This is a genomic window from Candidatus Kaistella beijingensis (assembly GCF_020084865.1).
Lineage (GTDB): Bacteria > Bacteroidota > Bacteroidia > Flavobacteriales > Weeksellaceae > Kaistella > Kaistella beijingensis.
This window is the reverse complement of the sequence record NZ_CP071953.1, coordinates 624459-647619: the sequence shown is the minus strand read 5'-3', so window position 1 is coordinate 647619 and position 23161 is coordinate 624459. Positions and strand designations below refer to the sequence as shown.

General features: G+C 35.2%; 22 protein-coding genes. 5 read left to right on the top strand and 17 right to left on the bottom strand.

Going from position 1 to position 23161, the window contains the following annotated elements:
- Nucleotides 1–25: 25 nt before the first annotated feature.
- From J4771_RS03005 to J4771_RS02995, 3 genes are all read right to left on the bottom strand, one after another.
- A complete protein-coding gene (locus J4771_RS03005; protein ID WP_224136275.1) occupies nt 26–376 on the bottom strand; it encodes a tellurite resistance TerB family protein in 351 nt (116 codons plus the stop codon).
- Nucleotides 377–436: 60 nt separating this feature from the next.
- Entirely contained in the window at nt 437–1522 is a 1086-nt protein-coding gene (locus tag J4771_RS03000) for a BT_3928 family protein (RefSeq protein ID WP_224136273.1), read from the bottom strand.
- A gap of 67 nt (nt 1523–1589) precedes the next feature.
- Nucleotides 1590–2156, bottom strand: a complete 567-nt coding sequence (locus J4771_RS02995; RefSeq protein ID WP_224136270.1) for a DUF1599 domain-containing protein — start codon at nt 2154–2156, stop codon at nt 1590–1592.
- A 101-nt stretch (nt 2157–2257) separates the two neighbouring features.
- Here J4771_RS02995 and folP point away from each other — a divergent pair, with 101 nt between their 5' ends.
- A complete protein-coding gene (gene folP / locus J4771_RS02990; RefSeq protein ID WP_224136268.1) occupies nt 2258–3106 on the top strand; it encodes a dihydropteroate synthase in 849 nt (282 codons plus the stop codon).
- On the opposite strand, the gene J4771_RS02985 is transcribed toward folP, so the two are convergent.
- The 7 genes from J4771_RS02985 to J4771_RS02955 form a co-directional block, all read right to left on the bottom strand.
- A complete protein-coding gene (locus J4771_RS02985; RefSeq protein WP_224137755.1) occupies nt 3103–3339 on the bottom strand; it encodes a hypothetical protein in 237 nt (78 codons plus the stop codon). The genes folP and J4771_RS02985 overlap by 4 nt on opposite strands.
- Before the next feature lie 2 nt (nt 3340–3341).
- Nucleotides 3342–5858, bottom strand: coding sequence for a DUF5686 family protein (locus tag J4771_RS02980; protein WP_224136266.1), 2517 nt, complete (start codon nt 5856–5858; stop codon nt 3342–3344).
- Nucleotides 5840–7930 (bottom strand): ATP-dependent DNA helicase RecG, encoded by a 2091-nt coding sequence (recG, locus tag J4771_RS02975; RefSeq protein ID WP_224136264.1) that lies wholly within the window; start codon nt 7928–7930, stop codon nt 5840–5842. The genes J4771_RS02980 and recG overlap by 19 nt, the downstream gene beginning before the upstream one ends.
- Before the next feature lie 178 nt (nt 7931–8108).
- Nucleotides 8109–8642, bottom strand: a complete 534-nt coding sequence (locus J4771_RS02970; protein ID WP_224136262.1) for a thioredoxin family protein — start codon at nt 8640–8642, stop codon at nt 8109–8111.
- Between the two features lie 94 nt (nt 8643–8736).
- The gene (locus tag J4771_RS02965) at nt 8737–10248 is read right to left on the bottom strand and encodes a peptide MFS transporter (protein ID WP_224136260.1); all 1512 of its coding nucleotides are present in this window, start codon (nt 10246–10248) and stop codon (nt 8737–8739) included.
- Between the two features lie 137 nt (nt 10249–10385).
- Entirely contained in the window at nt 10386–11891 is a 1506-nt protein-coding gene (locus J4771_RS02960; RefSeq protein WP_224136258.1) for a peptide MFS transporter, read from the bottom strand.
- Nucleotides 11892–12027: 136 nt separating this feature from the next.
- Nucleotides 12028–13692, bottom strand: coding sequence for a peptide MFS transporter (locus J4771_RS02955; protein WP_224136256.1), 1665 nt, complete (start codon nt 13690–13692; stop codon nt 12028–12030).
- A 37-nt stretch (nt 13693–13729) separates the two neighbouring features.
- Between J4771_RS02955 and J4771_RS02950 the strand changes: the two genes are divergently transcribed.
- On the top strand, nt 13730–14035 hold the full coding sequence (locus tag J4771_RS02950; RefSeq protein ID WP_224136254.1) for a DUF2281 domain-containing protein: 306 nt from the start codon (nt 13730–13732) through the stop codon (nt 14033–14035).
- Nucleotides 14025–14318: a type II toxin-antitoxin system RelE/ParE family toxin gene (locus J4771_RS02945; protein ID WP_224136252.1), complete on the top strand. Its 294-nt coding sequence runs from the start codon at nt 14025–14027 to the stop codon at nt 14316–14318. The genes J4771_RS02950 and J4771_RS02945 overlap by 11 nt, the downstream gene beginning before the upstream one ends.
- Before the next feature lie 58 nt (nt 14319–14376).
- Here the strand turns inward: J4771_RS02945 and J4771_RS02940 are convergent, their stop codons facing one another.
- Nucleotides 14377–16503 carry a S9 family peptidase gene (locus J4771_RS02940; RefSeq protein WP_224136250.1) on the bottom strand — a complete coding sequence of 709 codons (2127 nt, stop codon included), beginning with the start codon at nt 16501–16503 and terminating at the stop codon, nt 14377–14379.
- A gap of 118 nt (nt 16504–16621) precedes the next feature.
- On the opposite strand from J4771_RS02940, the gene J4771_RS02935 reads away from it, so the two are divergent.
- Nucleotides 16622–16810, top strand: a complete 189-nt coding sequence (locus tag J4771_RS02935; protein ID WP_224136248.1) for a DUF6496 domain-containing protein — start codon at nt 16622–16624, stop codon at nt 16808–16810.
- Between the two features lie 10 nt (nt 16811–16820).
- Here the strand turns inward: J4771_RS02935 and J4771_RS02930 are convergent, their stop codons facing one another.
- The 5 genes from J4771_RS02930 to J4771_RS02910 form a co-directional block, all read right to left on the bottom strand.
- The gene (locus J4771_RS02930; protein ID WP_224136246.1) at nt 16821–18167 is read right to left on the bottom strand and encodes an AAA family ATPase; all 1347 of its coding nucleotides are present in this window, start codon (nt 18165–18167) and stop codon (nt 16821–16823) included.
- Between the two features lie 405 nt (nt 18168–18572).
- Nucleotides 18573–19061 carry a PIN domain-containing protein gene (locus J4771_RS02925; protein ID WP_224136244.1) on the bottom strand — a complete coding sequence of 163 codons (489 nt, stop codon included), beginning with the start codon at nt 19059–19061 and terminating at the stop codon, nt 18573–18575.
- Nucleotides 19058–19318 carry a hypothetical protein gene (locus J4771_RS02920; protein ID WP_224136242.1) on the bottom strand — a complete coding sequence of 87 codons (261 nt, stop codon included), beginning with the start codon at nt 19316–19318 and terminating at the stop codon, nt 19058–19060. Before J4771_RS02920 ends, J4771_RS02925 begins: the two co-directional genes overlap by 4 nt.
- Nucleotides 19319–19378: 60 nt before the next feature.
- Complete coding sequence (locus J4771_RS02915) at nt 19379–19897, bottom strand: helix-turn-helix domain-containing protein (protein ID WP_224136240.1); 519 nt, start codon at nt 19895–19897, stop codon at nt 19379–19381.
- 139 nt (nt 19898–20036) lie between these two features.
- Nucleotides 20037–21125 (bottom strand): TerC/Alx family metal homeostasis membrane protein, encoded by a 1089-nt coding sequence (locus tag J4771_RS02910; protein WP_224137752.1) that lies wholly within the window; start codon nt 21123–21125, stop codon nt 20037–20039.
- A gap of 349 nt (nt 21126–21474) precedes the next feature.
- Between J4771_RS02910 and J4771_RS02905 the strand changes: the two genes are divergently transcribed.
- Nucleotides 21475–22581: a M14 family zinc carboxypeptidase gene (locus J4771_RS02905; RefSeq protein WP_224137742.1), complete on the top strand. Its 1107-nt coding sequence runs from the start codon at nt 21475–21477 to the stop codon at nt 22579–22581.
- 62 nt (nt 22582–22643) lie between these two features.
- Here J4771_RS02905 and J4771_RS02900 read toward each other — a convergent pair whose 3' ends face one another.
- On the bottom strand, nt 22644–23150 hold the full coding sequence (locus J4771_RS02900) for a DUF4920 domain-containing protein (protein WP_224136237.1): 507 nt from the start codon (nt 23148–23150) through the stop codon (nt 22644–22646).
- Between the last annotated feature and the right edge of the window lie 11 nt (nt 23151–23161).

The window sequence follows — 23161 nt, the reverse complement described above, 5'->3', positions numbered from 1 at the left end:
TTTGAAATAGTTTGAAAGACCAGATTTAGTCCAAATTCCACATTTTTTTCAAAAGAATGTAGAACTGGTGCTCTCTTTCCGTCACTTCGTCATCCGCTTTGATGAGCGACTTTGCAAACTGGGCAAAATCTTTTCTTTCCTTTTCGGTAGAATCATCGTAGAAACATCTTGCATGGAACTCGAAATGGTCTTTCCATTCTTCGGGTTGAAGTGTTGCAATGATATCGAGTTCGTTGTCTAAATTCATTTTAAACGGAAATTCTTCGGCAAGATATTCCTGAACCTTCATTCCTTCTTCGGGAGCGAACTCGCCATCAACAGAAGAAAGAATCATTAAAAGGTGATAACCTGCGATTGATTTATTTGATTTTTGCATTGAATTTTTAGTTTGATTTTGTTTGAAATAGTTTGATTTTGTTTCAGAATGTTGAGGAAATTATTTTTTTAAATAATCTTCCGCAGATTTTTTGTCCACGATTTTTCCGTTCTGTAAAGTTAAGACAAAAGGATTACTTCTCGCAATAGTTTTTATGGCAGTGCCGTCCATCATTGCATTTTTTATGGTTTTAAAAGTATTCGGATTGGTGGAAACTCCATAAACTAAAGCATCTTTTTCTGAATTAACTTTAGCTTCCGTTTTAGCCAAGATATTTTTGTCGGCTTTTTCAGGATGGTAGGCGAAAACTAAAACTGCTTTTGGAGCTTTCAGGATTTCCTCCGTTAAATCCATTCCTTCTGAACTTTCAGGTTTGAACTTAGCAATTTCTGATTCATAACCTTGTTTCACGATTTTGGAAGTGGTTTTTCCCTCTTCGATTTTCCAGGGCGAACCTTCTTTCCAATATTCCTCTTTATTTACATAATCGTCTTGATTGATATTGATGACTTCGCCTGTTTTCTCGTTTTTTAAAGAGTAGAACGTTTTATATTCAGATGGATTTTTGGCGATTTTTGCTTTCTCAACATTTAAATCAGTTCCAATTTTATAATGTCTAAAATCTATTAATGGCTCGTGTGAAATTCCCCAATTGATAACAAAAACCATGGTTAAAAAAGCAAAAGCTGAGGCGTATTTTTTGAAAGTGCTTTTCTGTTCAGGTTCATTGAAATGTTTTCGGTATAAAATCCACAAAATAATTAACCCTAAAAGAAGCACAATATCTTTTACGAAACTTTGCCATGGTGTAAATTTCAGCGCATCGCCGAAACATCCACAATCGGTCACCACATTGAAATAGGCTGAATAAAAGGTTAGAAATCCGAAGAAAACACACAACGCAATCAATGCAGAAAGCGTGAATTTTAAACGCATCTTCATTAAAAGAAAAAAGCCTAAAACTAATTCTAATACAACAACAATAATAGCAATTGCTAAAGCCTGTTTCTCAAAAAAAGGCATATTGAAAACAGCAGACGAAAAATATTCCTCCAATTTGAAGGAAAAACCAACTGCATCCACCGCTTTTACAAAACCAGAGGCGATGAAAATTAGGGCGATGATAATTCGTAAAATATGTTTCATGTTTTTTTTTTTCAAGTTTAAGTTTTGAAGTTGGAAATTGTAGCACTATTCTTCCAGCTTCCATCTTCTAAATCAACTTCGGTTTAAATTCTTCTTTTTGTTCGGAAAGTTTAATGAGACAGAAAACGGCATAGTTCAACATATCGTAATAATTCGCGTCGATTCCTTCGGAAACCAACGTTGTTCCTGCGTTGTCTTCAATTTGTTTGGTTCGAAGAACTTTCTGGTAAATTAAATCCGTGATAGAAGAAATCCGCATATCGCGCCACGCTTCACCGTAATCATGATTTTTATTCATCATCAGTTCTTTGGCTTTGTGTGCGAATTTGTCGTATAAATCTAAAATTTCATTTCTATCCTGCTTAAAATCATCTGCAAAACCTTTCTCCAGCTGAATCAGTCCGATGATGGAATAATTGACGATGGCAATGAAATTCTCTTCTTCCGATTCACCGACTTTTGAGATTCTGGTGGTCTGGAAATTGCGTAAACTTTTTACTTTAATGAAGATTTGGTCCGTTAACGACGGAGTTCTTAAAACTCGGAAAGAAGCCCCATAATCAGTAAGTTTATTGCTGAATAAGTCCCTGCAAATTCTGATTACTTCATCAAACTGTAGTGCTGTTCTTGTCATAAATTTCTTAATGTTTCAAAGGTAAGAAATTTGGATGGAAGGTGGAAGAGGGAAGCTGCAAGATAGGAGTATCAAAGCAAGTAATTTCCTAAATTTGTATAATGCAGAACAAATCATCATTCATCGATTATCATTCAATGAACTTGAACGGTAAACTCATCGATTTATCTTCCCCGAAAATCATGGGAATCCTCAATGTTACTCCTGATTCTTTTTCAGACGGTGGAAAATTTAATGAAGAAAAGTCGGCTTTAGTTCAAACCGAAAAAATGTTGAAAGATGGTGCTGAAATTATTGATATCGGTGCGCAATCAACTCGACCCAATTCTGAATTTTTAAAAGCTGAAGACGAGATTTCAAGAATTGGAACTGTGATTTCAAAAATTAAAAAGGAATTTCCCGAAGCTTTGATTTCTTTAGATACATTTTATGCCGAAGTGGTGAAATTTGGCTTTAATGAAGGAATCGATATGGTGAATGATATTTCTGGTGGAAATTACGATGATAAAATGTTTAAAACAGTAGGAGAGACGCAACTTCCATACATTTTGATGCACGTCAATCTAACCTACGAATCGATGCATGAAAAAATAATTCAAGAAGATATCATTATCAGTCTCAACAAATATTTTTCGGGAAAAATTCAGCAATTGAGAAGTTTCGGAGTGAAAGATATTATTCTAGATCCTGGTTTTGGTTTCGGAAAAACGGTGGAACAAAATCATCAAATGATTGACGATTTAGAATTCATTGGATTTGGAAGATATCCTTTGTTAGTCGGGATCTCCAGAAAATCTTTCATTTACAAACCGCTGGGAAAATCGCCTTTGGAAATTAATGAGGAAACTCAAAAACTTCATTTAAAAACTTTACAAAAAGGTGCAAAAATTTTAAGGGTTCACGATGTTCTCGAAGCGACAAAAACCATCGAATTATTTTTGCAAAACTAATTTAATCCAGAAAGTTTTTCTGAATATTCTTTCGCAAATTTTTCCCGGTCATTATTGAGCTTTTCCATTGTTTCGGGCAAAATATAATGGAAGAGGACTTTTTCTTCGTCATCCAAAAAAATGATTTCTTTCTCCGCGCCATCAATCATTTGCGAGAAAATTTCCCACATGGAAGTGTCGGAAGCTTTCAATAACTCAAAAAATTGAGATGCCTTAATCTGAATGTTTTTCATCATTAGAATCCTAAAAAATTAAACTTTAACTGTAAACCGAAATTCTCTTTAAACTGGGAAGTTGCATAATAACCAACACGATAGAAAAACCCAAGATTCAGCGGAACGCCAGCAAAATTATTCCACTCCAAACCAACTTCCTGATAAAGATGATCCAATTTCTGGAAATCAAACTGATGGTATTCCGGATTTTTCATTTCGCCGATTACGCCACGGTAAACCATGTCAAAACTCGAAATATTCTTCCCAAAAGTTTTAAAATACCACGGAATTCGGTGCGTAAAATAATAGCCTGCAAATTTGTCGCTGTAATATTTTCCACCTTCCATCGTTGCAAAACCGAGGAAAGAGGTAAGGTTGAAATTCAAACTGTTTTCACCGTTTCCTAAACCGTTCATCGCAAACTGATTCCAAATCGGCGTCTTTCCCAAAACCAAGCCTGCATAAGCGCGAACTCCGGTAACTCCAATGTCGGTTTTAAAGCGGTGCTGCGCAAGAATATCAAAACGGCTGTAATTGAAATCACCACCGAAAGACTGAATTCCCTGCTCGTAATTCAAAAAATATTCTGGGAAATTTTGTTCATAGGTAAACTTTCCAGAAGGAGTCATAATATTTTTGGAACGGGGCGCATACTTTAACGTGAGTTGAGTTGAAAAATTAGTAAACTGTTTCCCCAAATTCATAAAACTGTAATTAAATTTGGCTTCTTCCTGGTCTCGTTTTGCCGAAATAACCATTGTCAAAGCGTTGCTTAAATCATTTTGGTAGGAAACCTTAAAGCCTTCATATTGATAAAAACGGTCGTTATTCAAATCCACTCCGGAATTCATGATTTTCATCCTGAAGTTCCATAGATTTTCGTTGAATCTTCCGGCAGCCATGACATCGTGGTAATATTCGGCACGGAAAAACGAATTTTTTCTTAAGGTGGTTTTTACATCAATTCCGGCTCCATATTTCCAGGCTTCATCTTTAAAACCATAGGCGAAATAAGCGTCGGGAGAAATATAGGGATGAAATTTTTCGTTGAGTTTTGCAGCCAAACCTAATCGAAAACCTTCGTATTGATTGTATTTAAGAATCTGTGAAGCGTCGAAATCTACATTTCCAACACGAACATTTCCTTTGATCAAGCCAGTAAAAATATTGATTTTGTTGTCGAGATTATATTTTTTACCAACGCTGTCGATTTTGTTGTAAGTCATTCTCTCGCGCAAAGTCAAAGAATCTGTTCGAAATTTGTCCAGCGTGCTTCCATCAGCGTTTTTCACCGACATGGAATAACCTTCAAAATCTTTCTTTTTTTCCTGAATCGGAGTCTGAAAATCAAAATAATCAGCAGTTAAAAAAACGTAGTTCCCAAAACCTTTACGATTTTTAACTTCCTCTTTTTTGCCAGTTTTTTGATCGGTTTTATACTTTTCATCCATATAAGTCATGCCCATTCTCATCTTCAGATTTTCCTTTGCCAAAAACCATTTGTTGTGAATCGGCGTCCAAATACTGGTAATACTTCCCTCGCTTTTTTTGTTGCTGTTGCTTTCGATTTTTTTCAGGCCGTAAGTTTCTGCATCTACATAAATATAACCGTTGAATTTTCTTTGTGGAACTGGTTTTTTTATTCCCGCATCGCGAAAACGGATAACAAAGTTTTTCCTCCCGTCGATATCGATACTGTCGGTTAAAAAGAATCGGTACAGCGACCTGTTTTCTTCCCGAATTTCACGTGGAATTCGATTCCTGTTGGATCTTAACGCCATCAATTCATAAACGGGTTCCCTTAATCCGGCAATTCTGTTGTCCAAAATATTTATCTTTTCGCCATATTTTTGCGAATAAAGAAATTCCGAGGCTCTTTCCCAAAGGAAAAGTTTACTTTTCGTGAAAAGTTTCATCACTTTTACACTTTCGATAGAATCTTTTTTGGCTTTTTCGGGCTGGTTTTTTTTTGGAAGAGATTTTAGGGAATCTATTTTTTGATTCAGGGAATTGCTGTAATGCTTGATGCTGTCTTCATCAAAATCCAATGATATTTTCTCATAAGATTTAAAAGCGTAGGAATCCAAACTTTGCGGTGAATTATTTTTGAAATTATCGTTGACTTTCTGCAAAATTTCCAAAGCTCGTGGATCACTTTTATCATTAATCATCACGGTTTCAATGGAATGGGTTTTCGGATCGACTTTAGTTAAAGAAATTTCCATCACTTTATCCACGACCACGTCACTTTCGTAAAATCCAGTGGCTTTTACATCCACTTTCTTACATTTTGTTTTGAATTCTAAAACACCTTGACTGTTGGTTTTCCCCACAACATTTTTTCCACAATAAACAGTTGCATTGAAAATTGGGGATTCGCTTCCTGCTTGCAAAACCGTAAGTTTCGACTGTGAGAAAACGGTCATAAAAAGAAGTGAAAAGAGTAGTAGGGTGAATTTCTTCATGAGAACAAAAATATCTATTTCATTTGTAAAACCGTGTGTTTTGGTAAATAATTTTACGAAATCCGTCCCCATTTATTTTTTCCTTTGTATTGCTTCACGTAATAATTTCTTAAAGAAAAATTATCGGGATTTTGAAGATGCGGATCGCTCTTAATTAAATGTTCCACCGCAGATTTTGCAGTTTTAATAATGTTTCCATCTGCAACCAAATCCAATTTTTTAAAATCGACAACACCGCTTTGCTGTGTTCCCAAAATATCTCCCGGTCCGCGAAGTTGCATATCGACTTCTGAAATTTTGAAACCGTCATTAGTTTCAGTCATGGTTTTAATTCGGGTTCTGCTTTCCTTGGAAAGTTTGTCGGAAGTCAGCAAAATACAGTAACTCTGTTCCGCACCGCGACCAACTCTACCACGAAGTTGATGAAGTTGTGAAAGTCCGAATCTTTCCGCACTTTCTATAATCATCACCGAAGCATTTGGAACATTTACGCCGACTTCAATCACGGTTGTTGCGACCATAATTTGCGCTTTTCCCGACGCAAAATATTTCATGTTGGCTTCCTTTTCATCGGGACGCATTCTGCCGTGAAGCATCGTGACATTATATTCTGAATAGAACTCTAAAATATGGTCGAAATTTTCCATCAAATTCTTGTAATCCAAAGTTTCAGATTCTTCGATTAATGGATAAACGAAATAAATTTGTCGCCCTTTATCAATCTCTTCTTTTGCAAAACGGAAAACCGAAAGTCGGTCTTTTTCCCGTCGATGAGCAGTAATAATGGGTTTTCTTCCAACCGGCATTTCATCGATTATAGAGACATCCAAATCGCTGTAAAAACTCATCGCCAAAGTTCTCGGAATCGGAGTTGCCGTCATCACCAAAATATGTGGCGGAATTTTATTTTTTGCCCAAAGTTTCGCTCTCTGTGCGACTCCGAAACGATGCTGTTCATCAATAATTGCTAAACCCAAATTTTTGAACTGAACGATATCTTCTAAAACAGCATGAGTTCCGACTAAAATAGAAAGTTCGCCGCTCAATAATTCCTCGTGAATGATTTTCCGTTCGGAAGTTTTTGTAGAACCGGTCAACAATCTGACTTTGATATTGGTGTGTTCTAAAAGTTCGGAAATTCCGTTGAAATGTTGCTGCGCCAAAATTTCAGTTGGAGCCATCATACAGCTTTGAAAACCGTTGTCCATCGCAATCAGCATGGAAAGGAGTGCGACCATCGTTTTTCCTGAACCAACGTCACCTTGCAAAAGTCGATTCATCTGAATCGGTTTTTTCATGTCGGTCCGGATTTCCTTTAAAACCCGCTTTTGTGCATTCGTCAATTCAAAAGGAATATTGTTTTCATAAAAGTTTTTAAAGTTTTCACCTACTTTTGGAAACGGATTTCCCACGACAGATGTTTTCTGATGCTGCTTTTTTAATCCATAACCTAATTGGAAAAAGAACGCTTCCTCAAACTTAATTCTTCGGTTTGCATGTTCAAAATGATTGAGATCTTTCGGAAAATGAATATTGTAAAAAGCAGGGATTCGACCGATTAACTTTAAATTTTTCATTAAAGAATCAGGTAGGTTTTCTTCGATTAACGAAGGTAGATTTCTGACGATTTCACTTAAAGTATTCTGAAAAAATTTATTGTTGATTCCTCTTTTCGCCAATTTTTCACTTCCCGGATAAATAGGAAGAAGTGTTCCTGAAAGTGCCTTTTTCTCATCCATTTCAATTTCCGGATGCGGCATGGAAAAATTTCCGTTGAAGAGATTTACTTTCCCGAAAATGAAGATTTCTTGGTTCAAAGGAATCTGCTCCTTCATCCATTTGGAATAGCGAAACCACACCAACTCCAAAGTTCCCGTTTCGTCACGTAATTTTGCAGTCATTCTTTTCTGACCTTTTCCGTAACCGATTTCCTGAATGTCGGTGATTTTGCCTTTTAATTGAATTTCAGCATCGGGTTCTTCCTGTAAAGCGCCAATTTTATGGATTTTACTTTTATCGATGTATCGCAACGGATAAAAAGTCAGCAAATCTTCCACAGTGGAAATTCCCAAAACATTTCTGATGAATTTGGCTCTTTCGGGACCGATTCCTTTTAAGAATTCTATGGATGAATCAAGTGTCAATGGTTAATTTGCTTCGCAATAAATAGTGCATTTTGATAACGAGCGAATTTCGTGAAAATAAAAAAGACTTCCAAATAAATTGAAAGTCTATGTTTTAAGGTTTGGAACTTTAAAATACTTTTGAATATCAACTATAATTTCCTTTGCAAGCTGCATTAATAGAAATCATGTGCAACAGTTATTCCTTAATTGTCGATTTCATCTTGCGTTGATAATTTTCCCATTCTGCACGGGATTTAAATTTTTTATATTCATCGCTCGAAATAATTCTTAAATAAGGGTCAAGTTCTTTTGCAGTGAGAAAACCGTTGATATTCGTAATCGGCATGCTTTGCTCGTTAAGAAAAACAATCGATGGAACTGAATTTACGTTCATGAACTTTGTGAAATCATGCATGGAATTTCTCTTTTTTCCGCTTGAAAATTCGGGGTTCGAAAATATTCGCCCAAAAACTGTTACGCTTTCTTTTCCTTCCGCATCAAACTTTACGGCATAATAATTTTCGTTTAAAAAATTGGCGATTTCTTGATGTCCGTAAGTGTTTTTATCCATGATTTTACACGGGCCGCACCAATCTGCATAAAAATCGATGAAGATTTTTTTTGGCTTTTCTTGCTGCGCTGCAATTGCCTGTTCCAAGGTCATCCACTTGACTTGTGAAAAACTTAAAACAGCAAACAATGCGAACAATAAAAAGGCAATTTTCTTCATCTTATATTGGATTTACATTTGATGCGATTGTTAAAAATGATTTGAAATTAGTTTCATGGAGAAATCACGATTTTACCCTACGAGAAGAATTATATTACCTAACTTCCTGCATGAGTTTTTTCACCATCGGAGATATCAAAATTAAGACCACACCTGCAATTAAGGCGTAAATTCCCAATTGTTTGTAACCGTCGGTATAAGCGATCAGTGCATCCATGTTTGATGCACCTTCTTTTGCGGTCGCCATATTTGCGCCGATAATTCCTGCAACATATTGTCCGTAAGCTGAAGCGAGAAACCACATTCCCATCATCATTCCCTGCAATTTTTCGGTGGAAAGTTTCGTCATAATCGATAAACCGATAGGAGAGAGACACAATTCACCAAAAGTAATGACCAAAAGTGCGATGGTGAAAACATTCAATGAGGTAACTCCCTGTAAATTGGCGAAAAATTTGGTTGCGAACAAAACGTAATAACCTAAACCAAGGAAAATAAATCCAAGTCCGAATTTTATTAAAGTGTTTGGTTCTAATCTTCTTTTGCTCAACCAAACCCATAAAAGTCCAACCAATGGAGCGAGGAAAATAATGAAAAATGCGCCTCCTGAATTATTTACTCCATTTGGGTCGAGTCCAAATAAATCTTTATTTAAGTTTTTTGCGGCGAAAATACTCAATGAACCGCCCGATTGTTCATAAATTCCCCAAAAAAGGATTGAGAATACAATGAAAACCAACGCTGCCCAAAGTTTTTTTCGTTCTGACGAATTTACTTTTGACATTTCGTAGAAAAGATAAATCAGCGTTAAAGGTCCAACTGTCCACATGAAATAATCGGTATATTCAGGAACGGAAACCATCACCATAATCAATGGAACGAAGATTAAAGACAAGACATAAACGCCATATTCCTTCCATTTTTCGAGCGCAACTTTGGTTCCATCGGCCAATATTTTTTGGGGAGCTAACCCAATTGGTCCCATTCTTCTTTGAGTGAAAACAAAATTGATCAAGGAAATCACCATTACGATTGCTGCCAATCCGAAGGCGACATTCCATCTTTTGTTTTCGGGAATTACAGAGGAAAGCATTTCGCCTTTTCCAATCGCGATACACAAATATCCGCCGAGAAGTGCACCAAGATTAATTCCTGCGTAAAACAACGAAAATCCTGCATCTCTTCTTGCATCATCTGATTTGTAAAGTTTACCGACCATGGTGGAAATGTTTGGTTTAAAGAAACCTGTTCCAACAACAGTAAAAGCAATTCCTAAAAAGAAAAATTGGTGGGGTTCAAAGGCTAGAATTAAACTTCCTACAATCATTAAAAGTCCGCCCCAAAACAAAGACTTTCTAAATCCTAAAATCTTGTCCGCAAAAAGTCCGCCCACAAAAGTGAATGCATAAACGAAAGCTTGAGTTGCACCATATTGCAAATTTGCTTTTTGGTCGCCAAATTTTAGTTCGGAAATCATGAAGAAAACGAGCATTCCGCGCATTCCATAGAAGCAGAAACGTTCCCACATTTCGGAGAAAAAGAGAGACCAAATTTGTCGTGGATATTTTCCTTTGAAATCCTGTATTTGTTCGAGGGTTAAGTTCATAATTGATGATTAATAATTGATAATTGATGTTGAGCGTTGTTAGCGCTCACAACGCTTTTTGGCAAACCAACGCACTAAAATAGAAAAAACCACCGAATATTCAGTGGTTTTTATGATAAATTAAGTTTTTTTAAAAATTAGTTGATTCCGTGCATTCTCTTTTCCAACCAACGGCTCAAAACGAATAGAATTGCAGCTGCAACACCACACATTACGATGAATACCATAAAGAAATCGAAAAGATTTGCAATTTGAAAACCTAAAAATGAAGTGGTTTTAGCTGCTTCACCATTTTCTCCACCACCTGGAATCAATGCAGACAAAGTTCCTGCAAATTTGTTCGCAGCTGCGTTTGCCAAGAACCAAGTTCCCATTAATAAAGAGGAGAATCTGATAGGTGAAAGTTTAGACACCATCGATAATCCAATTGGTGACAAGCAAAGTTCCCCCATCGTGTGAATTACGTAAAGTGCTATTAACCAAAACATTGAAACTTTGTCAGCAATTCCTAATCCGTAAACAGCAAATGCAATTACAACGTATCCTAATGAAACCAAAGCCAAACCAATTGCCATTTTCTTAGGCGAAGAAGGTTCTTTTCCTCTGTTTCCTAAATTGAGCCACAATGAGGAGAATAAAGGCGCTAAAAGAATAATTGCCAAAGGATTCACCGATTGGAAATAACTTGCAGGCATTTCCCAACCGAAAAGGTTTCTGTCGGTTTGTCGGTCTGCAAAAATGGTCAATGAAGCTCCTGCCTGTTCGAATGCGCCCCAAAAGAAGATCACGAAAAAAGCAAGGATGAAAATCACCATGATTCGGTCGCGTTCGTCTTTTGTTAAAGATTTGTCGGTTAAAATAATTAAGGGCATCACAATCATCGCTCCATAAATCAAATAACCAATAATATCTAAATCACTGTTGAACATCGTTTTGAAGTTCATGAAAAAGAAAATTACTGCAATGGCTAACAAAACGATTCCGATTTGCGTGATACCAAATGGTTTAGATGGCATACCGATAGGTTTATTGTCTTGGTCAACAAGTAATCTGTTTTTTTGTAAAATGAAGGTAAATAAACCAATCACCATCCCAATTCCTGCAGCAAGGAATCCCCATTTGAAGTCAATTTTTTCTGCCAAAGTTCCACAAATCAACGGCGAGAAAAATGCTCCCAAGTTAATTCCCATATAGAAAATGGTGAAAGCAGCATCAACTCTGCGGTCTCCTTTTGGATAGAGTTGTCCCACCATCGTGGAGATATTTGGTTTAAAGAACCCGTTTCCGATGATGAGCGAAGTAAGACCAATCCACATCAAGGTAATCGCCATCGCTCCCGAACTTGCAGCAGAGAAGAACATTAAAAACTGTCCTATCGCCATCAAAATTCCTCCGATTTCAATACTTCTTCTGTTTCCTAAAAAACGGTCCGAAAGATAACCACCCAAAAGTGGAGTAAGGTAAACCAAACCTGTGTAACTTCCATAAATTTCAGATGCCTTTGCATCATCAAAAGCAAGCATTTTCACCATGTATAACACGAAAATTGCCCGCATTCCGTAGTAGGAAAAACGTTCCCACATTTCTGTCATAAACAGAAGGTAGAGTCCTCTCGGGTGTCCTTTTTGCACTGCTGTATCCATATTTTTTAATTGTTAATTTTTGTTAAGACCAACAAATATAGTTTTTTTTCTGAATTGAAGAGCGATTATTTTAGGTTTTGAAAATAAAAAGTGCCGAATTTCTTCGGCACTTTTTGGTTATTTTATTGAGTTACATTTAATTTACTCCTTTTTCCTTCATGATTTTGTTTAATCTTTTCAGAATTGATAATCCGAGAAGTGTCGCAAGAAGCAATAATCCGAAATTTACGATGAAGAAATTCGCCTTGTTTTCGTAATCATACCAAAAACTTGCTAAAACTCCCGATAATTTATTACCAATAGAGGTCGAAAGGAAAAATCCACCCATCATCAAAGCGGTAATTCTCGGCGGAGAAAGTTTGGAGACCAAGGAAAGTCCCATCGGAGAAAGGCATAATTCACCCACGGTAATCACGCCATAAGCAAAAACAAGCCATAATGCGGAAACTTTCACGGCGCCATTATCACCTGCGTAAACTGCTCCCACCATCACCAAACAGGAAAGTGCGGAAATAAACAATCCTAAAACAATTTTGCTCGGCGTTGTAGGTTCCTTTCCTTTTCTGCGAAGCATCATGAAGAATCCTACGACAATTGGCGTTAAAACAATTACCCAAAACGGATTCACTGATTGAAATAATTCAGTATTATAAAGATAGACTTTCTCGCTCGGATTAGCTTCCATCACCGCTTTTTTCTCAGGCGAAACATTTCGGAAATAAATATCTTTTCCCTGTTCTTTGATTGGATTTCCTGATTCGTCTTTTTGTGCTTGATATTGATTGTCGTAAACATTCACCTCCTTGGTTTGATAATCTTTAGCATCCACTAAATAAATGGCTTCCAAAGGTTTTTCTATTGCTGCAGGAACACTTCTGTCGGTGTAATAATTTGCCCATCTTGTCAACGCCGTTCCGTTCTGTTTGAAAACTGCCCAAAACATTAAGCTCACAGCAAAAATCGCCAACAAAGCGCCGATTGGTTTTTTGTCTTCCGCATTCGCTTTTACCCAAAGCATGACGTAGAAATAAATCACCGGTAAACAGGCAAAAATAAAGGCATCGGTAGAATCACTTCCGAAAATATTTCCCGGAATCATCCAACCAATCACACCCGCAACAATTGCAGGCAAGAAAACTTTAACCAATACATCAGAAATTTTGGTGTCGCCTTCCTGAACAGGTTTCATAATGTTGGCTTTTATAATATGTTTTCTTCCAAGAGAAAAGATAATCAAACCGATGAACATTCCCACTCCGGCTGTGATAAACGCTTCACCCCAACCAAATTTATTCCTCATAAAGGCGGCGATAATGTTACACGCAAAAGCACCGATATTAATTCCCATATAGAAAATGTTGTAACCTGCATCTTTGTTCATTCTGTACGGTTCCTCTTCGTAAAGATTTCCTAAAAGGGTAGAAATACTTGGTTTAAAGAATCCGTTCCCGAGAATAATCAATCCCATCGAAACGTAAAACATCGATAATTCCTTGAAAACTCCCAATCCAATATATCCAAGTCCCATCAAAGCACCACCAATATAGATTGCTTTAACATAACCGAGTACTCTGTCTGCCAAAAATCCGCCCAAAAACGGGGTTAGATAGGTGAGTGCGATAAAAGTTCCGAAAATGTCGTCTGCATTTTTGTCGTTAAAAGCCAATCCACCGGTTTCTTTGGGGTCGATCATGTACAGCACGAAAATTCCGAGGATTAAATAATATCCGAAACGTTCCCACATCTCGGTAAAAAACAGATAAGGCAATCCTTTCGGATGTTTTGCGGTCGATTTTTCCATATTTTAAATTGATATTTCCCAAAAATAGGATTTTTAAATGAAATTAAAAATTTTTCTAACTTTGGTAAAAATAAATTCTAAAAAAATGGAAATCACAATGAAAGATTTAGAAAAAAATCTAAAGACACTTCCCAAAGAACTTTTAGGGAATGTGAATGACTATATTGATTTCTTGAAAAAAAAATACATTTCCAAAGAAAGTAAGAATTCATCAAAACAAGAAACGTTCAAACTCACTGAAAATCATAAAAAAATATTAGACAGTCAAGAAAATTTAGATGATTCTGAATTTCAAGACCATGATGAATTTTTAGCTGAATTAGAGAAAGAATATGACCTATAAAATTAGGATTTCGTCTTTAGCAAAATCTCATATTAAAGAAGCTGTTTCATATTATAAAAAAGAAGCTTCTCTAAAAGTTGCACAAAATTTCGTGACAGATTATGAGCAAACTCTGCAAAAAATCAAGCAAAATCCTTTTTTTCAAAGGTATTACAAAGATTTCAGAGGTTTACCTCTTAAAAAATATCCGTATATTATTTTCTATCAAGTTGATGAAAACAGAAAATTAATTAGGATAAATGCTGTTTTCCAAGGAAACCAAGACATTGATAAGCGCCCATAAAAAACCGCAAAAGAAATTTTCTTCTGCGGTTTTAATTTATCTTTAAGTGTACAACTTTTTACAAATTCTCTAAAATAAAATCAGTCATTTTTTTATACAATTGAGGTCTGGTTTGTCCGCCATAAATACCGTGATTTTTGTCTGGGTATGCCATAAATTCAAACTGCTTATTATTTTGAATTAATGCTTCAGAAAATTCCATAGAATTTTGGAAATGTACGTTGTCATCAGCTGTTCCGTGAATGAGAAGGAATTTGCCTTTTAATAATTTCGCAAAAGTTGTAGGTGAATTTTGGTCGTAACCTTCAGGATTTTCTTGTGGAGTTTGTAAAAATCTTTCGGTGTAAATGCTGTCATAATATCTCCAATTGGTAACTGGCGCTACCGCAATTCCAGCTTTGAAAACATCTGCACCTTTTGTCATGGCTAAACTTGCCATATAACCACCATAACTCCATCCGAAAATACCAATTCTAGACTTGTCAATATAAGATTGATTTCCTAACCATTTTGCAGCAGCAATTTGGTCTTCAATTTCGTATTTTCCTAGATTTTTATAGGTTACTTTTTTGTATTTTGTTCCTCTATAACCTGTTCCACGACCATCTACACAAACTACGATATATCCTTTTTGAACCAAATGATTGAACCAAAGTCCATTTCCACCGTCCCAAGAATTAGAAACTTGCTGAGAACCTGGCCCAGAATATTGAAACATGAAAAGTGGATATTTTTTATTTGGGTCAAAATCCTTAGGTTTCATGATGTAAGCATTCATTTGATCTCCTGCTTCGTTTGGAATCGTGAAAAATTCTTTGGTCACGAAGTTGTCGGCTTCTAATTTTTTCAGTTGTTCGTTGTTGTTTTGAAGTTCTTTCATCGTCTTTCCGTTTCCATCCTTTAGAACAAAGGTGTAAGGTTTTTTGGCAGAAGAAGAAGTTTCGATAAAATAATTATAATTTCCGCTGAAACTCGCACTGTTATTTCCTTCAGCGTTAGAAAGCAACGTGGATTTACCGGTTTCAATATTGATTTTCGAAACTACTTTATTGATGCTACCTTTTTCGGTGGTTTGTACGAGAACTTCTTTTGTTTTTGGATTAAATCCGTAATAATCAGTGACTTCCCAATTTCCTTTGGTAATTTGTTTTTTCAATTTTCCGTTTTGGTCGTACCAATAAAGATGGCGGTTCCCGTCTCTTTCGCTTCCCCAAATGAAGGAATTGTCAGCCAAAAATTCTAAAGTCACATTGTCTGTATCGACCCATTTATCATCTGATTCTGTGAAAAGTTTCGTGATATTTCCTGTTTTGGTATTTACCTTTAAAACATCGGAAGCATTTTGAATTCTGTCTGAAGTAATCAACATTATTTCATCCGCTTTCGCCGTTTTGTAAACATTTGGAATATAATAATTCTTGAAACTTCCTAAATTTAAAGGAGTCGTTTTCCCTGAATCGAGACGGAAAAGCTGTGCGGAAACAATCGAATTTTTTTCGCCTGCTTTCGGGTATTTGAAACGCATTTCAGAAGGGTAGAGCTGCTTTCCATAAATCGGGATGTACATTTCCGGAACTTCCGATTCATCCGATTTTACAAAAACAATCGCATCAGAATTTTTCGTCCATTCGTATTGTCTTGCATGTCCGAATTCTTCCTCATAAACCCAATCAGCAAGTCCGTTTAATATTGAATTTTTCTTTCCGTCATTCGTAATTTGGATAATTTTTCCTGAACTCAATTCCTGATAATAAAGATTATTGTCGACAATGAAAGCGACTTTGGTTCCATCCGGAGAAAAAGTCGGCTCCTGAACAAAATTTCCGTTATTTAGGCTTAAAACTTTTCCCGATTTCAAATCTTTAACATCGAATTTTCCGAGAAAGGAATGTCTGTAAATAGGTTCACTTTCTTTTAGCAACAAAATTTTGGATTCGTCGTCATTAAAGATGTAGGACTGAAAATTTCCATCCACAATATTTCCTTCTTTTTGCGAGGTTTTATAGGAATATTTTGCAATTCCGCCCTGTTCGATGACCGCATAATTTTCACCGTTTTTCAAGGACGCGATTCCTGCAATGTTTTTCCCGCGATAATATCCGGAATAGATTTTATCCAAAGTAATTTCCTGCGAAAATGCCGAAACAGAAGCAATAATCGCCAAAGACAGAACGAGTTTTTTCATGTTTTAATTAAAATAAGAATTCCAAAGATAAAGAAATTAATTTCTGTTAAAGGTATTTTTGGGAGTTTCTTTGGCAAAATCTTGGCTGTTGAAAACACATCAATCACAAAAATTTTAAATGATGTCAACCAGAAAATATTCCAAAAAAGCACAGGAGAAAATCGGTGAAGTAATGCACGAATTCAAAGAAGGAACATTGAAATCATCTTCCGGCGACAAAGTTACCGAAAGAAAACAAGCCCTCGCAATCGGAATTTCAGAAGCGGAACAAGCAGGATTAAAAGTCCCTAAAAAGACGAAAAAGTAGTTTTTAGAAACTATTTTCCGTCATCATTATGTGTAAAACCAATCGATTTTCTTGGTGCTTCGATCACTTTATAATTATCAAGTTCGTATCGTAATGCCTGAATTCTGCTGTTGAAATTATCGGCATTGTTCACCGAGACATCGTGGATAAATTGGGCAACTTGATTCAAATATTCTTCTGTTAATTTTGATGATGCGTCGCGTAAAGATGCATCCAATAAAGATTGATCGATCTTAATATTTTCGTTGTTGTTCTTTTGGTAACTGCTTCGGATTCTTTTCTTTAAACTTTGGGTGAAATCAATAATCATGGTATTTGAAAAGGTTTTCATCTTGCTAGAAACATCTTCCCAAAAAGGTAAATGATCCGCATTGTTTTTCACCAAAATCTTCATCAACATGGCATCATCGGAAAGACTTTCCGTCATGTGATACAAAATCATCTGTGAACGTTCTCTTGCATTGGGTGGAAATATCGGGATTACCACATCAAATCTTCCGGGAGCGAGAATTTCTCTGTCAATATTATATAGCGTATTTGCCGAACCGACCATCAAAAGATCCTCTTCCTCAAAATGACCAATATAGTGTAAGATAATATCCTTTGTTTCCTCATCGAAGGAAGAAACCGATTTTTCCTCATTTCTGAAAGTCATGATTTCGTTAAAATCTTCCATGAAAAGTAAAACCTTTTCTTCCTTCATCATCTGAACGAGGAAATCGTTGAAACTGGTTTTGTTTCCATTAACAAATGAAGTTCCCAAATAATATTTTTTGACTTCTTTAAAACTGTAATTAATAATCTCCGCAATTTTGTTTGCCCAAAAAATCTTGCCACTTCCGGGAGGACCGTAAAGTATAATTCCTGCAGGTTTATGAATTCCCCAATCTTTTAGTTGATTGGGATTTAGAAAGGGTTCAAGCGTTTCCCGAATATAGAAAAACAAGTCGCGATAACCGATGAAATCACGTTCAGCCAAACTTGTTTTCTTGCCGAAATAGTCATAGACAAATTGGTAATTTCCGCCTAATTTATTATCGATACCATAACTTGAAACTGAAGATCGGTATAATCCGTTGTCGTAAACTATTGGTTTTTCGGTTTTGATGATTTCTTCAACTTTTTCTGTGGGTTGATTGATGTTTTCGGCAATATCTTGAACGGATTTCTGCTTCATTAAATCTTCTTCATATTTCTTTAGAAAGTTTACATTTTCTCTTGCAAATTTCACGAAATCTTCCATCACATCGAAGTTGGTCGTTAAACATTCAGAAAGTTCAAGATCAAAATCCTGAATAAATTTAATCAACGTTTTGGTGGAAATATTAAGTTCCTTCGCAAGATCGCCAAGTTTCATAGGGAAATTTTTTGTGTGAATATCAAATTTACAAAAATTGTGCGACAAATTGAAGTGGGACGGTTTGGGAGTTTGAGGGTTTGAGTGTTTGAAGCGTTTGAGTGATTTTGTGATGAAATAAAATATTTATGAACGAAAACCACCCAAAAAATTCATAATTCAAAATTCTCATTTCTTAATTCATAATTCGTACTTCGCATTTCGTACTTCGGGCCGCGTATTGGCGATAGTGGCGGATTAGAAAGCCAAAACTTTCAATTTTGCACTAAGCTAAGCAACAGCCTTTTATTATTTTCTAAATTTATAAAAAAAGGAAATATAAAAGGCTGTTGCGACAGAAAAAGGAGAAACTTTCAATTTCTCCCTTATCCCGCCATTTCGCCAATACGATGTTAGCGGAAGTTGTTAGTTCTGTCCAAAAATTAGATGATTAAAATTAATCACTCCTAAATTATTGCTTAATAAGCTTATATACAAATTAAAATCAATTGTAATTGCAATTGCGCCAACTTTACAAAGGTTGAAAACAGAGCTATCAGATAAACCGTAATTATTAAAAATTTCTAGTTCTACAAGTTTAACTGACTTTTCATAAGATTCGGGAATATTTGCACATATATTTTTAAGGAATTTTAAACCAACTTTTTGCTTGTCATAACTATAAGATTCTAATAAATTACTAGCTTCAGTAATTACGTTTGGAGTTAATAATATTTGACTATTAGATATTAATTTTATTAAGATGTCATAATGTTCTTCGGTGAACATTGAAGTTCTTTTAAAGTTACTAATATGCTTTTTATCTACACTTCCAATTATTAATAGCAAAAGTACGTTACAATCAAGCGTTATTAGCTTATTCCTCAAATCTTTTACAAGATTTTCTAAATTCATATTTTTAAATCACGAATTTTCATAGACCTTACTTCACCAGTCTCAACATCGATTTTAAAGATTTTAAATTTTCTAGATTTTTTTATCAGCCAAGAATTAGTCGGTTCAGGAATATCAGATGACTCATAACTTAAAGTAATGAAACAATATAAATTATCATCTGTTTTTTCAATCTCTTCTAACTGTATTTTATCTGCATCTGGAAAAAATCCCTTTAAATATTCAAGAGCACTATCTGCTAGTTGATTTATTGTCATTTTTATTCTATTTAATTTTCAAATATAAAAAATTATTCTTTGTTAATTTTACAATTTCCGCTAACAATCAGGTTCAAAACTCTCAAATTTTCCGTTTTCGTAAAATAGCACGATTCGTTTTATTTTATTCTCCTGATTTTCAATAACTTGTGAAATAGTTTTATTTTCCGGGACTTCTAATCGTTGAGAATCGGATATTTTTTCTTTTTCGGGAGTTGGCTCAGGAATTTTAAATTCTCGCGGCTTTTCTTTTGAAACTCGGTCTTCACTTTCTGTCATTCCAAAATTATCGTCGTCGATTAAGGAGAACAAATCGGGTAGTGAAGTAGGTTTTGGTTTCTCCTGAATAATTTCGGGTTCGATTTTTTTCAACATTTCACCATCTCCATTAATGAGCCAATCCCACTGTAATTCGGGGAAATGGTCTTTAATCTTAATCAAAAAATCTAAGGAAGGTTTATTTCGTCCGGAAGTGATATGCGAAATGTTGGAACGCTGCACCTCGATCTTGTCAGCGAATTCCGATAAGGAAAGTTCTGAATATTTTATGATTTTTGAAATCCGCTCGTTTAAATTCATAATTACAAATGTAAATAATTAATTTACAAAAATAAAATACAAATGTAAATAAAAGCACGTTGATATATTTTACAAAAGTAAAAACCAACACGTAAAGCATTGGTCTTATATTATTTAATTTATTTACAAAATTAAATTATCAGTGTAAATCGTCTTGGTTTTCAGGATTATATTTTAATTTTCTCTCCTTTTTACGTTCAGGAAAAATTAGTGAGAATAAAATACTTGCCCCTAAAATTCCTACAATAATCAACAAAGAATGTGTCGTTGAGAATCCCCATTCTTCCAAATAATGATGGAATAACATCTTCAATCCGATGAATGTTAAAAGTACAGCCAAACCAATTTTTAGAAAACGGAACTTGTCGATAATTCCTGCCAATAAGAAGAACATGGAACGCAATCCAATAATCGCAAAAATGTTGGAAAAGAATACGATGTATGGATCTTTTGTTACCGAAAAAATAGCCGGAATACTATCCACAGCAAAAATTAAATCGGTTCCCTCAATGATTAATAGTACCAAGAATAAAGGAGTAACTTTTCTTACACCATCAATAGTAACAAAGAATTTATTGCCTACAAAGTGATTATGAACCTTGAAAAATCGGTTGGCAAATTTGACTACAGGATGGTTTTGAGTATCTATCTTTTCGTCACTCTCTCGGTCGAAGAACATCTTAACTCCTGTAAATACCAGGAAAGCGCCGAAAACATACATAATCCATTCAAATTTCTCAATCAAAGCAGCTCCCACAAAGATGAAGATGAAACGCATCACAATTGCCCCCAAAATGCCCCAAAATAATACCCGATGGTAATTCTTTTGCGCAACCCCAAAAGCCCCAAAAATAAGAACGATAACAAATATATTATCTACAGATAATGCATATTCTACAACATAACCTGTTAAATATTCTAAACCTAAATTTTGATTATAGAGTTGAATGCTGTGATCCAAATCTCCCGGAATGATTTTCACCGGATGATGATGTCGAGTAATTACGCTCTGAAGTTTCTCTATACTGTCTATTCCGTGGAGTAGGTGACCATAAGTAATCAACACAAAATAAAAGCACATGGAAAGTGCTACAACGAAAAAACTCATCAAACCCGCCTGTTTCATTGAAACCGTGTCCGACTTTTTGTTTAAAAGTCCAAGGTCTAAAGCCAGGATGAAAAAGATGAATAATAAGAATCCTAATAAAAATAAAGTCTCGCTTGTCATATATAAAAAATAAGCGCAAAGATAAGGATTATTAAATTTTAGAATCAATTTACAATTGTAAAAATTGTTGGAACGGATAGAATGATATTTTTCTTTCTCGTTTAGAAAAGTTTCTTCCAAATGGAGATTTATACAGTAATTTTCACTTAAAGTAATATTGATAAAATTATTTAATTAAATAAAATAATATATTGATTTTAAATTAGTTACAATATTATTTTTAAAATAATGCAATCCACAAAATTATCAACAGACAAACTGACATTTTGACTTGTTTAACAATTTTACAAAAGTTAATTTTTAATTTTAATTAAAAAAATTAAATTTGAAAAATGTAATATTTTGATTGATGCTAGAAAACTTGAATTACCTACAAAATCCTGATTTCCCAAATCGCTATATTTGCCCCGAAAAATTATTTTTTTATCTACAGACAAATTACAGCGATTTAATTTTACAAGTCGGAACTTCCTACTTGGGAAAACCCATTTATAAAATTACTTTGGGAAATGGTGAAACAAGAGTCTTAGCATGGTCGCAAATGCACGGAAACGAATCGAATGCAACTCACGCAATGCTCGATTTATTGGAGGTTTTCAAACATCAACCCAACTTGCAAGAAGATTTATATTCTAAAATTACTTTAGATTTCATCTTCATGCTCAATCCGGATGGTTCAGAAAAATGGACGAGGAGAAATGCTTTAGACATTGATATGAACCGTGATTATTTAAAACTATCAAGCAAAGAATTTCCGCTGCTTAAAAAAATGGCAGAAAGCGGGAACTACGATTATGCATTAAATCTTCACGAGCAAAGAACGATTTTCACAACAGATGGCGAGAATCCTGCAACGCTTTCATTTTTAGCTCCTTCTGAAAATTTCGAGAGAGAAATTACAGAAACCCGAAAAAAAGCAATGGCGGTGATTTCTCGAATTTATGAAGTTATAAATCCACTAATTCCCAATCAAATAGCAAGATATAACGACGAATTTTATCCGACTTCAACGGGAGATAATTTTACGAAAATGGGAATTGCTACCATTTTATATGAAGGTGGACATTTCCCCAATGATTATAAAAGAAAAGGAACACGAAAATTTTATACGATTGCTTTATATGAAGGCTTGAAAGCCATTTCAGAATTAAAAGGTTCCACAGAAAATTGGGAAACCTACCAGCAAATCCCTGAAAACAAAGAAACTCATTTCGACGTGATTTACAGAAACGTTAAATTGAACACCGATTTTGAATGTGTTCTGGATATTGCCGTTCAGTATAAAGAAGAAATTTTTGAAGGCGATGATGAAATTTCGTTCACTCCAATTGTTGTGGAAGTTGGAGATATCGGTAAAAAGAAGGGTTGGAAAGAAATCGATTGTACCGGAAAAAGATTCATTTCAGACAAGAAATTCCCAAAACTCGACGCGGAAGTTAATTTCATAATAGAATAAAAAAAAAGCGAAATCAATTGATTTCGCTTTATTACTTATCGCTAATTATTCATTACTCATGATTATTTCACCACCTTAATCCCACTCGCCAAAAATCTGATTTCTTCCTGTGGTTTTGTAATAGCGTCGATTTCTGCTTGAGATTTTTTTGCGTCTTCCGCGTAATGTTTTTGTTCGTCAACGGAAATTACTTTGGTTTCAGCGTTTCCTTCTAAAATCACGTTTTTACCTTTCAAAGCGGTAGGAACGAAGAAGGCGTAATCTTTCATTTTCACGAAAAACTTCTCGTTGTTTTCGGTTTCTACGGTCAACCAACAACCTTTCTTGTCGCAAACATCGGTTACTTTTCCTTTGATGGCAACGTTTTCAACCTTTTTAGATTTCTTTAATTTCTTTTCCAATTGTTTGGGAGAAATTGCTTTTTGCTCTGCATTTGCCGAAACTTTTGCTCCGTAAGAATCACCAACCAACGCTTTTCCCTCGGGCGGACTAACTTTTTTTGTCGCCGTTTCCTGCGCGAAAACTACTGTTGAAAATGCTATCGTAAGAATTAGGGCTATTTTTTTCATTTCTTTTAATT

Excerpts from the sequence above, each read along its gene's own strand:
- J4771_RS02985 (WP_224137755.1), bottom strand. The coding sequence starts at position 3,339 with ATGAAAAACATTCAGATTAAGGCATCTCAATTTTTTGAGTTATTGAAA.
- J4771_RS02970 (WP_224136262.1), bottom strand. The coding sequence starts at position 8,642 with ATGAAGAAAATTGCCTTTTTATTGTTCGCATTGTTTGCTGTTTTAAGT.
- J4771_RS03000 (WP_224136273.1), bottom strand. The coding sequence starts at position 1,522 with ATGAAACATATTTTACGAATTATCATCGCCCTAATTTTCATCGCCTCT.
- folP (WP_224136268.1), top strand. The coding sequence starts at position 2,258 with ATGCAGAACAAATCATCATTCATCGATTATCATTCAATGAACTTGAAC.
- J4771_RS02920 (WP_224136242.1), bottom strand. The coding sequence starts at position 19,318 with ATGACAATAAATCAACTAGCAGATAGTGCTCTTGAATATTTAAAGGGA.
- J4771_RS02945 (WP_224136252.1), top strand. The coding sequence starts at position 14,025 with ATGACCTATAAAATTAGGATTTCGTCTTTAGCAAAATCTCATATTAAA.
- J4771_RS02935 (WP_224136248.1), top strand. The coding sequence starts at position 16,622 with ATGATGTCAACCAGAAAATATTCCAAAAAAGCACAGGAGAAAATCGGT.
- J4771_RS02925 (WP_224136244.1), bottom strand. The coding sequence starts at position 19,061 with ATGAATTTAGAAAATCTTGTAAAAGATTTGAGGAATAAGCTAATAACG.
- J4771_RS02905 (WP_224137742.1), top strand. The coding sequence starts at position 21,475 with ATGCTAGAAAACTTGAATTACCTACAAAATCCTGATTTCCCAAATCGC.
- J4771_RS02980 (WP_224136266.1), bottom strand. The coding sequence starts at position 5,858 with ATGGGGACGGATTTCGTAAAATTATTTACCAAAACACACGGTTTTACA.
- J4771_RS02965 (WP_224136260.1), bottom strand. The coding sequence starts at position 10,248 with ATGAACTTAACCCTCGAACAAATACAGGATTTCAAAGGAAAATATCCA.
- J4771_RS02930 (WP_224136246.1), bottom strand. The coding sequence starts at position 18,167 with ATGAAACTTGGCGATCTTGCGAAGGAACTTAATATTTCCACCAAAACG.
- J4771_RS02915 (WP_224136240.1), bottom strand. The coding sequence starts at position 19,897 with ATGAATTTAAACGAGCGGATTTCAAAAATCATAAAATATTCAGAACTT.
- J4771_RS02955 (WP_224136256.1), bottom strand. The coding sequence starts at position 13,692 with ATGGAAAAATCGACCGCAAAACATCCGAAAGGATTGCCTTATCTGTTT.
- J4771_RS02940 (WP_224136250.1), bottom strand. The coding sequence starts at position 16,503 with ATGAAAAAACTCGTTCTGTCTTTGGCGATTATTGCTTCTGTTTCGGCA.
- J4771_RS03005 (WP_224136275.1), bottom strand. The coding sequence starts at position 376 with ATGCAAAAATCAAATAAATCAATCGCAGGTTATCACCTTTTAATGATT.
- J4771_RS02950 (WP_224136254.1), top strand. The coding sequence starts at position 13,730 with ATGAAATTAAAAATTTTTCTAACTTTGGTAAAAATAAATTCTAAAAAA.
- J4771_RS02995 (WP_224136270.1), bottom strand. The coding sequence starts at position 2,156 with ATGACAAGAACAGCACTACAGTTTGATGAAGTAATCAGAATTTGCAGG.
- J4771_RS02960 (WP_224136258.1), bottom strand. The coding sequence starts at position 11,891 with ATGGATACAGCAGTGCAAAAAGGACACCCGAGAGGACTCTACCTTCTG.
- J4771_RS02900 (WP_224136237.1), bottom strand. The coding sequence starts at position 23,150 with ATGAAAAAAATAGCCCTAATTCTTACGATAGCATTTTCAACAGTAGTT.
- J4771_RS02910 (WP_224137752.1), bottom strand. The coding sequence starts at position 21,125 with ATGACAAGCGAGACTTTATTTTTATTAGGATTCTTATTATTCATCTTT.